The 12,208-nt window shown below is 41.5% G+C and carries 12 protein-coding genes and 3 pseudogenes; 11 read left to right on the forward strand and 4 right to left on the reverse strand.

Annotation, left to right across the window (positions count from 1 at the left end):
• Positions 1 to 14 precede the first annotated feature (14 nt).
• Together LEP1GSC062_RS18410 and LEP1GSC062_RS18415 are read left to right on the forward strand one after the other, a co-directional pair.
• Positions 15 to 971, forward strand: a complete 957-nt coding sequence (locus LEP1GSC062_RS18410; protein ID WP_010576706.1) for a hypothetical protein — start codon at positions 15 to 17, stop codon at positions 969 to 971.
• A gap of 32 nt (positions 972 to 1,003) precedes the next feature.
• Positions 1,004 to 1,281 (forward strand): annotated as a pseudogene (locus LEP1GSC062_RS18415) (YceK/YidQ family lipoprotein).
• Between the two features lie 105 nt (positions 1,282 to 1,386).
• On the opposite strand, the gene LEP1GSC062_RS18420 reads toward LEP1GSC062_RS18415, so the two are convergent.
• The 3 genes from LEP1GSC062_RS18420 to LEP1GSC062_RS18430 form a co-directional block, all read right to left on the reverse strand.
• The gene (locus tag LEP1GSC062_RS18420) at positions 1,387 to 3,183 is read right to left on the reverse strand and encodes a SpoIIE family protein phosphatase (RefSeq protein ID WP_020985101.1); all 1,797 of its coding nucleotides are present in this window, start codon (positions 3,181 to 3,183) and stop codon (positions 1,387 to 1,389) included.
• Between the two features lie 3 nt (positions 3,184 to 3,186).
• The gene (locus LEP1GSC062_RS18425) at positions 3,187 to 4,926 is read right to left on the reverse strand and encodes a SpoIIE family protein phosphatase (protein WP_020985064.1); all 1,740 of its coding nucleotides are present in this window, start codon (positions 4,924 to 4,926) and stop codon (positions 3,187 to 3,189) included.
• A gap of 117 nt (positions 4,927 to 5,043) precedes the next feature.
• Positions 5,044 to 6,000, reverse strand: coding sequence for a bifunctional riboflavin kinase/FAD synthetase (locus LEP1GSC062_RS18430; protein WP_010576710.1), 957 nt, complete (start codon positions 5,998 to 6,000; stop codon positions 5,044 to 5,046).
• Between LEP1GSC062_RS18430 and LEP1GSC062_RS25660 the strand changes: the two genes are divergently transcribed.
• On the forward strand, positions 5,914 to 6,120 hold the full coding sequence (locus tag LEP1GSC062_RS25660; protein WP_078124729.1) for a hypothetical protein: 207 nt from the start codon (positions 5,914 to 5,916) through the stop codon (positions 6,118 to 6,120). The two genes, LEP1GSC062_RS18430 and LEP1GSC062_RS25660, sit on opposite strands and share 87 nt — an antisense overlap.
• Entirely contained in the window at positions 6,032 to 6,634 is a 603-nt protein-coding gene (locus LEP1GSC062_RS18435) for an LIC10729 family protein (protein ID WP_010576711.1), read from the forward strand. The genes LEP1GSC062_RS25660 and LEP1GSC062_RS18435 overlap by 89 nt, the downstream gene beginning before the upstream one ends.
• A gap of 524 nt (positions 6,635 to 7,158) precedes the next feature.
• On the opposite strand, the gene LEP1GSC062_RS18440 is transcribed toward LEP1GSC062_RS18435, so the two are convergent.
• On the reverse strand, positions 7,159 to 7,491 hold the full coding sequence (locus tag LEP1GSC062_RS18440) for an STAS domain-containing protein (protein WP_002621222.1): 333 nt from the start codon (positions 7,489 to 7,491) through the stop codon (positions 7,159 to 7,161).
• Positions 7,492 to 7,615: 124 nt separating this feature from the next.
• Here LEP1GSC062_RS18440 and LEP1GSC062_RS18445 point away from each other — a divergent pair, with 124 nt between their 5' ends.
• The 7 genes and pseudogenes from LEP1GSC062_RS18445 to LEP1GSC062_RS18475 all read left to right on the forward strand — a co-directional run bounded on the left by LEP1GSC062_RS18445 (position 7,616) and on the right by LEP1GSC062_RS18475 (position 12,181).
• The gene (locus LEP1GSC062_RS18445) at positions 7,616 to 8,317 is read left to right on the forward strand and encodes an LIC_12936 family protein (protein WP_020985024.1); all 702 of its coding nucleotides are present in this window, start codon (positions 7,616 to 7,618) and stop codon (positions 8,315 to 8,317) included.
• Between the two features lie 9 nt (positions 8,318 to 8,326).
• Positions 8,327 to 9,043 (forward strand): J domain-containing protein, encoded by a 717-nt coding sequence (locus tag LEP1GSC062_RS18450; RefSeq protein WP_010576712.1) that lies wholly within the window; start codon positions 8,327 to 8,329, stop codon positions 9,041 to 9,043.
• Positions 9,044 to 9,048: 5 nt separating this feature from the next.
• Complete coding sequence (locus LEP1GSC062_RS18455; RefSeq protein WP_010576713.1) at positions 9,049 to 10,041, forward strand: type I phosphomannose isomerase catalytic subunit; 993 nt, start codon at positions 9,049 to 9,051, stop codon at positions 10,039 to 10,041.
• 9 nt (positions 10,042 to 10,050) lie between these two features.
• Complete coding sequence (locus LEP1GSC062_RS18460) at positions 10,051 to 10,344, forward strand: HNH endonuclease (RefSeq protein WP_010576714.1); 294 nt, start codon at positions 10,051 to 10,053, stop codon at positions 10,342 to 10,344.
• A gap of 2 nt (positions 10,345 to 10,346) precedes the next feature.
• Positions 10,347 to 10,682 (forward strand): DUF1292 domain-containing protein, encoded by a 336-nt coding sequence (locus LEP1GSC062_RS18465; RefSeq protein WP_010576715.1) that lies wholly within the window; start codon positions 10,347 to 10,349, stop codon positions 10,680 to 10,682.
• 151 nt (positions 10,683 to 10,833) lie between these two features.
• Positions 10,834 to 11,458, forward strand: a pseudogene (coaE, locus tag LEP1GSC062_RS18470) (dephospho-CoA kinase).
• A pseudogene (locus tag LEP1GSC062_RS18475) lies at positions 11,455 to 12,181 on the forward strand (SPOR domain-containing protein). Before coaE ends, LEP1GSC062_RS18475 begins: the two co-directional pseudogenes overlap by 4 nt.
• Positions 12,182 to 12,208 lie beyond the last annotated feature (27 nt).

Below are 12,208 nucleotides of genomic sequence, written 5' to 3' on the forward strand. Positions count from 1 at the left end.
AACAGGAGAGTGAAATGGAAATTTACATCAACGAACATCTCTTAGATAGTTCTCTGGAAAACGAAAAAAAGTTAGGCGAAGTTTTCGGCGAGATCAACAAATGGGTCGAGTCAAAAGGGAAGTATGTTCTTGGTTGTACGGTGGACGGAGTGGAATTTAAAGCTTCCAGCATGAACGACCAAGGAATCGAATCGGCGACTAAAATGGAATTTCTCGTAGGTGAAGAGATGGACTTTCTCGTTTCCACGTTAACCGAATTGGATCTTTACGTGGACAAAGTAGGTTCCACGTTATTCGGAAGGGATTCTCTCACCGAAAAAGAATCGAACCAACTTGGCGACGGGGTCAAATGGATTGGAAACGTCTTGGATTCCGCTTCGATCTTATTGCGTCTTAAACTGGATCAGATCAAACCGATGGGAACGGGCAATACCGTTTCTCAAATTATGTCCGAAATTTCTTCCAACTACGGAAATCTTGATAACATGGAAGCCATCGAGGCTTTCTTGGAAAACTTGAGAGATCTGAAACTTTTCATCATGGATCTGATTGCCCGAACTCAAGTGCTGGATTTAGACCTTCCCACTCTAAAAGAAATTTTGAATACGTTTATCGATAACATCGGCGGACTCAAAGAGGCTTTCGTAAAGGTAAACGAAGCTTATCAATCCGGAAAAGACGAGGTGGCAACTGAGTTGTTGACCCAATCCGTCACTCAGATCAACGTTCTTCTGACTTCGTTTATCACTTTGAAGTTGAAAAAACCGGATCTGGATTTCTCCGAAATTGAAATCGACGGAATCGGTTTCGAAGAAAAAACGGGAGAGTTGAACGAGATTCTCGCGGCAATCGCGGTCGCTTTGGAAGAGAAAGATATCATTCGCGCCGGAGATTCGATCGAATACGAACTTCCGGGAACGCTGGACGAATTTTTACCGTTCTTGAAATTGATTCGGGAAAAAATTTCTTAGGAGAACAAATGAAACGTAATCTATCTATTGCGATGTTACTCGTAATTGTACTTCGTTGTTCTGCGATTCAGGAGCATGCGCAGAAACAAATAATTGGGGGCATCCGTATATAGGTACGCAAATTTCTATAACAAGTTTTCCGTGTCTTGTGGAATTTTCCTCCATTCTTTTTTACGTTCCTGTGCCTTTTGTCATTCTCAATGTGCCCTTGTCGTTTATTGTGGATACGATTTTGTTACCTGCGGATTTAATAATCAAACCAGAAAGGAAAAGGCCGAAAATGGATGATCGCTATTGCGACGCTCCGTAGGTTGTGGTTTGGTTTGTGTGAAGTTTTAAAAAATTAGAATATTAAGATTAAATTGTATTTTGTTTTGAATTCGGGAAAGTTTGGGAGAATCCGTCCTTACTTGTATTAAAGAACTTCCAAACAAAAGATCGTTATGTCGTCGGATATTTCTCCCTCTCCGTAGGAACCGGAGTAGGAAAGAATCGAGCGAATCATGGAATTTGTGTCTTCTACAACCAGGGAACTGACCGCTTCTAGGAAATGATCTTTTCCTAAAACGTTCCCTTCGCTATTTTTCACTTCGAACAAACCGTCCGAATAGAAAAGAACCCTGTCGCCTTTTATCAAGTCAAGTTCGTATCTTTGGATTTTCGGGGACAGCGTTGCAAAAAGAATTTCTCCCGAACCTTCGATAGGGCTACAGATTCCGTTTCTAATTAGCAAACCGGCGTGGTGCCCTCCATAACTATATTCTAATTTTCTTTCGGAGGAAACGTATCTCATATATACCGAGGAAAGGGAATGGAGTGTGATCGTGTCCTTTAAAAGCTCGTGTATAAAAAGAAGATTCTTGTCCGTGGATATGCTTCTTCCCGTAGCCGCGTTGAACGCTATCGAAATCATCGCCGCCACCATCGCCGCGGAAATACCGTGTCCGGAAACGTCTCCGAAAAGAATGTGCAGGCTTTCGTCCTTTTCTTTGATCACCTTCAAAATATCTCCGCCCACTTTAACGTAAGGTTGAAAGTGAGAATGGATTTTATAATCCGGTGAATCCGGGAATTCCCGAGTTGTAATCATTTGCTGGATGTCTCTTGCAAAATCCAGATCCAGATCCAATCTATATAATAATTTTCTAATTTTCTCAAGAGCATTCTTCTTTTCGGTGATGTCTCTGAGTATATAGACCTTGTCTCGGTTTTTTCCGGAAAGGGAAATCGGAGAGGAGGAAACTTCCAGATATTTGTTTTCTATAATTTGCAAAAATTCTTCTGGAGAATCCTGGGATGGGTCTTCTGTTTTTACGCTTAAATTGACGAATTCTTTTCTTTCAAAGAAAGAGTCGGAAGGGAAATCTTCCAGATAATCTTTTAGATCGAAATTCGATCCGAGATTTATGTCATCGGGAAGATGCAACATTCTTCTCGCGGATAAATTGCTGAAAAGAAGGGTTCCTTTGGATGAAAGAAGAATCAGTCCTTCCCTGATTTCGGAATAAAGTCGTAGCGCGATACGTTCCAACTTTAAATCCATAAATCCGTATTTATGGATCGCTATAAAAATGCAAATCGATTGTATGAGCGTGGCGCTTCCGCTTAACGGAGGAAACGTAAGGGAAGGGTTCCAATATCTCGGGAGAAGAGTTGTAGTGAAACTGAGCAGAAACGTAAGGATCGTTCCGTAAGCGACGAGTCTGGATTGTTGTTTTAAAAGCGGATTGGAAGAGCGAAATCCGTTTCGAATCAGAATGAAACAACCGATTAACGTGGGAATTGCGCTAACAAAGTTGCTTATGGGAAGATACAAAGGACCGGCGAGGATCATATCTCCCCAATAAGCGCGAATCGTTCCTGCTACCACCAAGTCCGTGCTGATCGTTAACAAAAACGAAACGAGACAAACGCCTCTGAAGAAGTAGATCGTAAATCGATACGAAGAATTTGTAAATTGAACCACGAATTCAAAGAATAAAAGACCGATAAAGATCCAAGAAAAGGAAGACACTTTGAAAACGATTGTGAGCCAGTCATTCGGCAAAAAGGACCAATAAAGAATGATAGAGATGTGCCAGAGAAAAAGTAAAAAAGAATATCTTTGATAGAGAGTAACCGTTTCGGATTTTCCTTTGAGTGCGCTTACATAGGCGAACAAAAATCCGTTTATGATTAAGGTCGAAAAAGGAATCAGAATGTACGGATTCATTCTTTAAAAAATCTCCAAAATCAAAATTGTCAAGTCGTCCGTAAGTTTTCCATTGCCGAAGGCCAAGGCTTGACCTATGCAGGTTTTGAGAATGTTGACGGGAGTATAAACCGAGATCTCGTTCATTTTCAACATGAAATTTTCGTACCCGAGTATTTCTCCTTCGGGGTTTCTCACTTCGAAAAGACAATCTGAATAAAGAAATAAAATATCTCCCTTTTTAAGTTGAAAAGTATAGTTGTTCAATTCCGTGTCCGGGGTAATCAATAGGATTCTTCCTACGCCTCTCAGAGGAATTATTTCGCCTTCCCTAAAAATCAAAATCGGGTGATGACCTGCATAAGAATATTCTAATGTTTTTGTGTCCGGGTCGAACGAGAGATAAATTGCGGAAACATGATGGTTCAATACTGCGTTTAAAAGTAAGGATTGGATTTTTTCCAGAGCTTTTTTAGGAGTTGGGTTTGTTTCTATGAGCAATTGGAAGGAGATGGATAACATTCCGGCAACCATGGCGGAGGAAATTCCGTGTCCCGAGACGTCTGCAAAAAGGATGTCTAATTTTCCGTCGGAACGTTTTAAGGCTCGTAAAAAATCTCCGCCTACAAGTTCGAACGGTTGAAAGTGAGAATAGAACTTATATTTTGAACTTTCCGGAAATATTGTGGAAATCGCGGAAGTTTGCGCGATTTTTGCGATTTCCAAGTCTTTGTTAAAATCGGAATAAAAACGTTCTATCTTTTCTCTGTATTCTATTTTTTCGGTGATATCTCTCAAAATGAAAAGATATCCGTTTTCCTTTCCCGTCAATTCTATGTTCGATCTCGTGAGTTCGACTCCTCTACAATTGGCATTGAAAATGGGTTCGTATTCTTTGGAAAGATAACTCGGGCTTTCCTGATATCCTTTTAAAAAATCGGAAGGATAAAAGTGGGAAGGAATAGAATTCGAAATTCCTAATATTTTGATCGCGGACTCGTTCATAAAAAAGAGGGAGCGATCCCGCTTGACCAAGATCATTCCGTCATGAATGTCTCGAAACAAATCCACTGCGAGCCCTTCCAGATTGATTCTTAGAAAGCCGTACCTCGTGATTGCGATAAAAATCAGAAAGGATTGGATCACGATTCCGATCGGGGTCAGGGGCATGGACAACATTTTTCCTTGATGGTTTACCTGAATGATTTCGGAATAAAAACTCAGGAATATCGCAAACATGGAACCTAGAATAGCCAAACCGGTTTGTTTTTTCTGATCTCTTCCCGAAACAAAAAAGGATTTGGTCAAAATTCCCAAACCGATAAGGGCGGGAAGTGCGACGAAATTGAAAATCACGAAAAAATACAAAGGACCGGGTTCGCCTTCATTCCCCCAATAATAATGGATGTTTCCCTGAATGATCCAGTCAGTGGAAAGAGTGATTAGATACGAAATTAGAGTTCCGATTCTAAAAAGCCAAAGAAAAATTCCGGGCTTTTTATTTAGAAGAGTGAAAACGAATTCCAGATAAAGCGTGCCGAGGGGAAGCCAAGTGATTGAGAGAATTTTAAAAGCCCAAGTCATCCAAGGTGTCGGAGGAAAGGACCACTCGAATGTGTAAGTGAAAAGCCAAGCATTTAAGGCGATCGTATAAAATAAATAAGAACGGATAATCGGGTTTCCGGTACGTCTTGCATATACAAATGCGATGAACATCGTGTTTGCAATGAAAGCCGCCATGGGAAAAAAGAGGTAATAATTCATACGAAAAAGCGAATTTGGAAACCGTGCTTGGGATAGAGTATGGATTTTGACGATGAATTTGAAACTATAAAATTTCTATTTTAGATTTCTAAGTCTTTTTCAGGCTTCGATTTACACTTAAGGATGGGGTGATTTTTCTTTGATTGTCGTTTTAAGAATGTTCCTTGCGAAAATCTCGTCTTGTTTGAGTTGAGCGATCAGATTTTCGACGCTGGAGAATTTGATCTCGTTTCGAATTTTTTCCGTGAATGTGATTTTTATCGCCTCGTCATAAATATCTTTTTGAAAGTTGAATATATTGGATTCCAAAGTTAGTGCGTTTTCCCCGAAGGTGGGATTGTGACCGATGTTGATCATGGAGGGATGTTCGATTCCTGCCACGGTGGTGAACCCGGCGTAAACTCCGATACTAGGGAGAAGAATATCTGCGTTCGGTTGGACATTCGCCGTCGGAAATCCGATCTTTCTTCCTCGTTTGTGTCCTCCGACTACGATTCCGGAAACGGAATAGAAGCGATTCAGACAACGTGCCGCTTCTTTTACGTTGCCTTCCGAGATCAGTCTTCTCACGTACGAACTAGAAAGTTTGATCTCTTTTAAAAAAACCGGATCCATTTTTTCTACCGAGTATTTTAGTTTTTCCGAATATTCTTTCAGGAGTTCGTAATTGCCTCTTCTTTCTTTTCCGAAACAATGATTGAAACCGATGATGATGTTTCTGGCTTTCAATTGTTTGAGTAGAATCTCTTCCAAAAACGATTCCGCGCTCATTTCCGCCAATTCTTTGTTAAACGGAAGTACGACTAAAAAATCGATTCCTTTTTGACGGATCCGTTCTTCCTTGTCGGCAAGAGTCATGAGATTTTTCATTTCGGGTTTTTTTCCGAGTACAACAGCGGGATTTGGGTCGTAGGTCACGACGCAGGAAGCAAGTCCGGTTTTTTGGGAAACTTGCAAAACCCGATCTAAGAGGGCTTGATGTCCCAGATGGATTCCGTCAAAGTTTCCCAAGGTCACGACGCAGGGAGAATGAATTGTTTTTCCGGCTTGTTCAATTGTAGAGATTGTGATCAAATTCTTCCCGATCCTGTCGATACTAGAGTAGATGGTTTGGCACCGATTGATACTCGTTTTTTTCTGTTTTACTTTTACCAATACGGGATTTCTCCAATCGAAAGAAAATCCGAAATTTAAAAAATTCATCAACTTTGATCATCGGGGTGAAAGTGGAGAGCCTCTTCATACCGAGGATTTTAGAACTTACGACGAGCTTTCCACGTGGGCGATTCACAATGGAATGCAGTTAGAGAGAGACAGAGCAGATTCGGCGCCGGGTGTGGGAACTGGCAGACTTCAAGACGGACTTTGTAGGATGATTCCGGAGGAGGGGCTTCGTTTTTATCTGACTGCAGATCCTTTTCGAAACGAGTCTCTTTATGTTCAATTGGATCTAACGCACTTTACGTATACTGAAAGACCTAAGGGTGTGAAACCGAGGGAACTAAAGGTGTATGTGAATGGAGTTTTAAAAACAACGGTACGGTTTCCAGGAAGTGATACGTATTCTTCCCAGTTTCCGGTACGGTTTCGTGTGGATCCTGGAGAATTGATTGAGGGCAGAATGGATTTTAGACTTCTTCCGAATGCGGGAGAGATTGGTCGCTTTTGGGGAATCTGGGACGTTTTATATATATCGAGCGCCCCTTAGGAAGCGAGATAGCCGTAGATAGCGGAGCGTGATCGAAGGTTCTTTGCGTAGCAAAGATGAGCGCCAACTCAGCGAACGCCTCTCTACGGATCGACGTTCAGGAAGCGAGATAGCCGTAGATAGCGGAGCGTGATCGAAGGTTCTTTGCGTAGCAAAGATGAGCGCCAACTCAGCGAACGCCTCTCTACGGATCGACGTTCAGGAAGCGAGATAGCCGTAGATAGCGGAGCATTACCGAGCGACCATAGAAGCGAGGTTGAGTTAGTCGAAGGTTCTTAACTTTATTTATGTCGTTTGAACATAAATTTAAACTTCTCTAATAAACACGAATTGTATTCCGTTAAACGTTTCTTTGTGATGTGGTGGCCGCTTGGGACGTGCGTTTCAGATCGCTCTTTGATAGGTTTTGTTATCTAACCAAGTTTTCATGGAAATGGAATTGATACTTTGATCGCTAAAGCACATCGGAAGAGACCGCGTTCTTGAAATCTATTAGTCTGTGGTTTTTTCTTCAAAGATTCTTGTTAAGGATAATTGGAACTGAATTCGGCGGGGCTCATGGTCTTGAAGTAAGAAGTTAAACCGGCGACTTTAAAGACTTTTTCGATCGCCGGTTTCATGTTTGCGATAAAAAAAGATCCGTTAAGATCTTGCACGTAGTTCAATTGTTTGATTAACATCCCAATTCCGGATGAATCGATGTAATTAAGCTTTTCAAGATTTACGACTACGTTTTTGTTATCTTTGTTGATGCTATTTTCAAAGAATGTTTTGAGATCAATTGAGGTATAGATGTCGAGACTGCCCGAAAGACTCACGATGTTTGTTTCTCCCGACTTTCTGTGATTGATTTCCATATCGGCCTTTTTCCTTCCCTTTTCCCAGGATTTGACGATAAGTTCAATCTATTTTTGATAAAATTATGGGGAAAATCCAAGAACCTCCGAAACTAATAAAGGACGGCTTCTGGGAAAATCTACAATGAAAGAAAAATTATTTTATTTCCTGATTTTAATTTCCGCCTTTGCCGGTATTTTGGGCCAAGAGTTCGAACCGGATGGTAAAGTGAAAATCCTACCCTATGAACAGGGACAAGTTAAGGACCTGGAAGTATTAGGAAAAGATATTGCGGAGTTCCACAAGAGAATAGAAAGTCGTCTCGCCTTTCTAAACAAAAAAAACAAAATACAAGATAATCTTTATAGTCAGTTTATACCCGCGTACGAGGATCAAATCCCTCAAAGTAGAAATCGCTATATGCTAGATCTCAGATTCGTGTTGAAAGTTTCGGGGGCGGGCGCGGAAAATTCTCCCTTGAAATTGGAATCGATTGTGTTTTGGAGTAGAAAATCATTAATTTCCAAAATGCGTCCTCAATACGAAGAGATCAGTATTCTGAAAAACGAAAAGATCAAGAACGAAGGACCTGAATCCATCGAATTGGTCGTGAGAAAAAAAACGGATGCGGGTACGAAAGAAACGGTTTATAGCGTGGCTACGATTCGAGAACCTGCTCAAAGGGTAAAACTCGTTCGAATTTATAGAACCAATCTACTGGAAATCATCCGTCGAATCGATAAGTATGTGGAAGGAAACATTAAAACTGTCGCGGAAGACGTGGAAACCACGCTCAAGGCAGTGGAAAACGGCGGACCTTATCAGGAGAATCTTCCCAAGGATTAAAATTTTTCTATGAATGATTCGGGATCTAAAACCGACTTCCCGGATCATTATAAAAATCTGGGCCTTTCTCCGCTCGCATCTATTGAAAGAGTAAAGTCACGTTATCGAGAGTTGGCCAAGATTTTCCATCCCGACAACCGAGAAACTGGATCTTCCGATCTCTTTCAAAAATTCGCTCACTCTTATCAGATTCTCACACATCCGATTCGGAGGAAAGAATACGATCTTCAATATCTTTCCAGGCATCCCGAGATTCTCTTTCGGTTTAAATCTTCTCTGGAAGGGCGAAACGACCCGACAAAAATCAAACGAATACCGAGTACCAGAATTTTATACGCAGGGCAGGCGGTGGAGTTGGCTAGAAAAGGTCTACTTCGCGCGGGAATGAGAAACCGAGATAGAAGAAAGTATTCCGGAATATATTACGATATTAGAATTCTCTTAACTACCGAAGAATTAGATTTTCCTCTTTCTGCAAAAATTCCTTTGGTAGTGCGTGTTCTTTGTCCGGATTGCAGAGGTTCCAACGTATTCTGCGATTCCTGCGGCGGAAAAGGTACATATAAAAGTTTTCGAAATCTCAACTTAGAAGCGGAAGCGGGTAAACTACTTCCCGGAAAGATCTACGAGTTGGATCTTGCTAAACTGAAACCCGAAGGATTCGTCCATTTTAAAAAGAATCGTCTCAAAGTAAAAATTGAACTCCTAGAAGGAGTGAAAAAATAGGCTTTATGCAGAAGGTGATTCGTTTTCATCCGATTTATAAGGAAAGGATTTGGGGCGGTAGAAAACTTGGGAATTTTTCGGGAAGAAAAATCCCGGAAGGGAACATCGGAGAATCCTGGGAAATTTCGGATTATGGAAACGACGTGTCCGTGATCAGTAACGGTCCTCTCGCCGGAAAAAACTTTCGGATCGCATATCGGGAAAACACGGATTCGATTTTAGGAAAGCCGTTTCGGGGGAAATCCTTCCCACTTTTGATCAAGATCATAGATGCAAAGGAAAAACTTTCCGTCCAAGTGCATCCGGACGATCGGTACGCAGAAAAATACGATCCGCAGAGCGCTGGAAAAAAGGAAGCCTGGATTGTTCTACAGGCGGAACCCGGCGCTAAACTCATATGCGATTTTTCTAATGTAACAAGTAGAGAGGAGTTCAAAATCCTCGTGGAACAAAATCGCGCCGAGGAGATCTTAAGACAAATTCCGGTAAAGGAAGGAGATTCTTTTCTTTTAAATCCGGGAAAAATCCATGCAATCGGCGCGGGAATTCTTTTGATGGAAGTCCAACAATCTTCGGATTCCACTTACAGAGTCTACGATTACGGAAGACCGAGAGAACTTCATCTCGACAAAGCCCTCGACGTTTTGGACTATTCGGGACGTTTCGAAGAAGTTGTGATGAAACCTTCTCCTAAGTTCTGGGACGCGGGCAATAGATTTCGTCTAACGGCAAACGATAAGTTTTTGATGGAAACTTTGGAGATTACCGGAAACGGGAAAATATTTCGAATTCCGGATGTTTACGAGGAATCCGTATTTCAGATTTTGGTCGTTCTTCGGGGAAGGATCGATGTGGAGGGGGAAACACTTTCTCAAGGTGATACTTTATTCCTGACCGCGTCCGGCTTGAAAGAAGGGATTTTTGCGGCCAATAGAAGCGATCTAACGAAACTTTCTATCTCCGGTCCGGGCTCGGACTGGGCGATTTACAAAGATTAGAATTTTTGAATGGACTCGGAAGAACCTATACCCTGGATCAGCGAGGAGGAACTCGCAAAACAAAGAAGAATTGCAAAGGATCTTCGCAAAACCCCCTGGTGGAAAAAGAAAAAAGGAACCGGGATCTGCCATTATTGTGGAAAAAAATTTCCTCCCGAAGAGCTTACAATGGATCATTTGATTCCTCTTGCAAAAGGAGGAAAGTCCATCAAGGCAAACCTTGTCCCCGCATGCAAAGAATGTAATTTCTCTAAAAAGAATAAACTTCCGTTTGAATTCGATTCTGAAAGGGAAGAAAACTGAAGATGGACGATCTTTTTCGAGATGAAGAACTCGGAGGACACGAGGAACAGACTCGGGAAACCGTTCAACTTTTGGACGAGGATGGAAATCCTCATTCTTTTATCGTCATGGAAGCTTTGGAGATCGGTGAAAATCAATATCTCCTTTTGACTCCTGTTCTGGAAGAGGATCTGAGTCTGATCAATTTAGACGTAAGTTTTTTAAGAGGAGAGAATAACGCGGGTTACTTTGCCGTTCGGCTCGAAGCCGACGAATACGGAGAAGATCTTCTCATCGAGGTTCGGGATAAAAAAGAACTCGAAGATATTCTCTCCGAGCTCGACGCGGATATTGTTTGATCGTATATTGGATTTGAAGCTCTCATAATCATAACTTTGTGAAACTGTAAATACGGACCGCGCGTTTTAGGTTGAAATTCTTGATTGGAAACGTACGACGAGAAGTTTCTTTTTTGCTTGTACTTTTGTCCCGGTGTTCTATCTTCAACGTATGCAGAGTTCCGACTCCGGTAAAGAGGCCTTTTTGGTTGGGATTACCGGAATGATCGGGGGGGGCAAAAGTACTGTCGTAAAGATTTTGGAAGAATTGGGAGGTTTTGGGATCAGCGCCGATCGTTTAGCGAAACGTTATACGGAAACAGACTCGCCTATTCTTCCGGAGCTCGTGGAACTTTTAGGAAAAGGAATTTTTGGACTCGGAAGGAAAGCCGGACCGAAAAAAAATTTCCGATATCGTTTTCAAGGACGCCGAAAAACTTGCGGGGCTCAATCGTTTGATTCATCCCAGGGTTCGTGAGGATTTTCAAAAAATTTTGAAAACCCAAGCCCGAGGGAAAATGGCGGTTTGGGAAGTTCCCCTTTTGTTCGAGACCGACGCTTATACGCTTTGCAACGCGACTGTAGCCGTGGACTCCGATCCGGAAGAATCGATTTTGAGGACGATTTCGAGAGATGGGCTTAAAAAAGAAGACGTCTTGGCGAGAATCTCGAATCAACTCCCTATTACGGAAAAACTGAAAAGAGCCGATTATATTATTAGAAACAAAGGAAACTTGGAAACTCTCAAGGAAGAATGTAAAAATCTTTATTCCGCTCTATTGGAAAAAATGTTATGAAAGAAAAAATTTTTTATGTAATCAATCTGGACAATAAGAGAATTCTAATTCTCTCTACGTTTTTAATCGGACTGCTCTTCTCTTTCTTTTTCTTAGGAGTTTCAGTCGGTAAAAAACGTGCGGACGGTTCCAACGAAGAATCCTTAACATTAAACGAATTCAAAAACCAGAAAATTCAGGATTCAATACCTTTCTCGGAGCCCGGCCAAATTCCCTCCGAAGGCAACAATGCGGTCGCGTCCGCTGAAATCCCTGAGGCGAATGTCAATTCTCCTTCAAACACGAATTCTCAAGAATCTGTGACCTTTAAAAATATTCCGCCCGCTGCCGAAGTTGTGGAATTTAAGAAACCGGGAGTAATTTCGACTAATGTCGAAAAGGAAAATAGAACTGCGCTTGAAACACTTTCCGTGAAAGAACCGAATGATTCCAAAAAGATGAAAAGAAACGAGGAAAAAAATACGAACGAGTTTCTCTAAGTCTTCGGTCGAATCGGGCGGATTTTCACTTCAAGTTGCGGCCTTTAAGGAAAAAGAAAAGGCGGATGGGTTGAAAAAATCAATTTCCGGAAAGGAGAAAAACACGAAAGCAATCGTCAAAAAATCCAGGAATGGATATTATACGGTGCGATTCGGATTTGCTTCTTCTAAAAAAGAAGCAGAAAGTTTTGTAAAGTTATTACCTGTAAAATTAAGATCCGGAGCCATCGTAGTCAAGGATTGATTTTCATATTGAACCTAAGTTATGTAG

The organism is Leptospira alexanderi serovar Manhao 3 str. L 60 (genome assembly GCF_000243815.2).
Classification (GTDB): Bacteria; Spirochaetota; Leptospiria; order Leptospirales; family Leptospiraceae; genus Leptospira; species Leptospira alexanderi.

Excerpts from the sequence above, each read along its gene's own strand:
- LEP1GSC062_RS18410 (WP_010576706.1), top strand. The coding sequence starts at position 15 with ATGGAAATTTACATCAACGAACATCTCTTAGATAGTTCTCTGGAAAAC.
- LEP1GSC062_RS18420 (WP_020985101.1), bottom strand. The coding sequence starts at position 3,183 with ATGAATCCGTACATTCTGATTCCTTTTTCGACCTTAATCATAAACGGA.
- LEP1GSC062_RS18425 (WP_020985064.1), bottom strand. The coding sequence starts at position 4,926 with ATGAATTATTACCTCTTTTTTCCCATGGCGGCTTTCATTGCAAACACG.
- LEP1GSC062_RS25660 (WP_078124729.1), top strand. The coding sequence starts at position 5,914 with ATGGATTCCGTCAAAGTTTCCCAAGGTCACGACGCAGGGAGAATGAAT.
- LEP1GSC062_RS18435 (WP_010576711.1), top strand. The coding sequence starts at position 6,032 with ATGGTTTGGCACCGATTGATACTCGTTTTTTTCTGTTTTACTTTTACC.
- LEP1GSC062_RS18440 (WP_002621222.1), bottom strand. The coding sequence starts at position 7,491 with ATGGAAATCAATCACAGAAAGTCGGGAGAAACAAACATCGTGAGTCTT.
- LEP1GSC062_RS18445 (WP_020985024.1), top strand. The coding sequence starts at position 7,616 with ATGAAAGAAAAATTATTTTATTTCCTGATTTTAATTTCCGCCTTTGCC.
- LEP1GSC062_RS18450 (WP_010576712.1), top strand. The coding sequence starts at position 8,327 with ATGAATGATTCGGGATCTAAAACCGACTTCCCGGATCATTATAAAAAT.
- LEP1GSC062_RS18455 (WP_010576713.1), top strand. The coding sequence starts at position 9,049 with ATGCAGAAGGTGATTCGTTTTCATCCGATTTATAAGGAAAGGATTTGG.
- LEP1GSC062_RS18460 (WP_010576714.1), top strand. The coding sequence starts at position 10,051 with ATGGACTCGGAAGAACCTATACCCTGGATCAGCGAGGAGGAACTCGCA.
- LEP1GSC062_RS18465 (WP_010576715.1), top strand. The coding sequence starts at position 10,347 with ATGGACGATCTTTTTCGAGATGAAGAACTCGGAGGACACGAGGAACAG.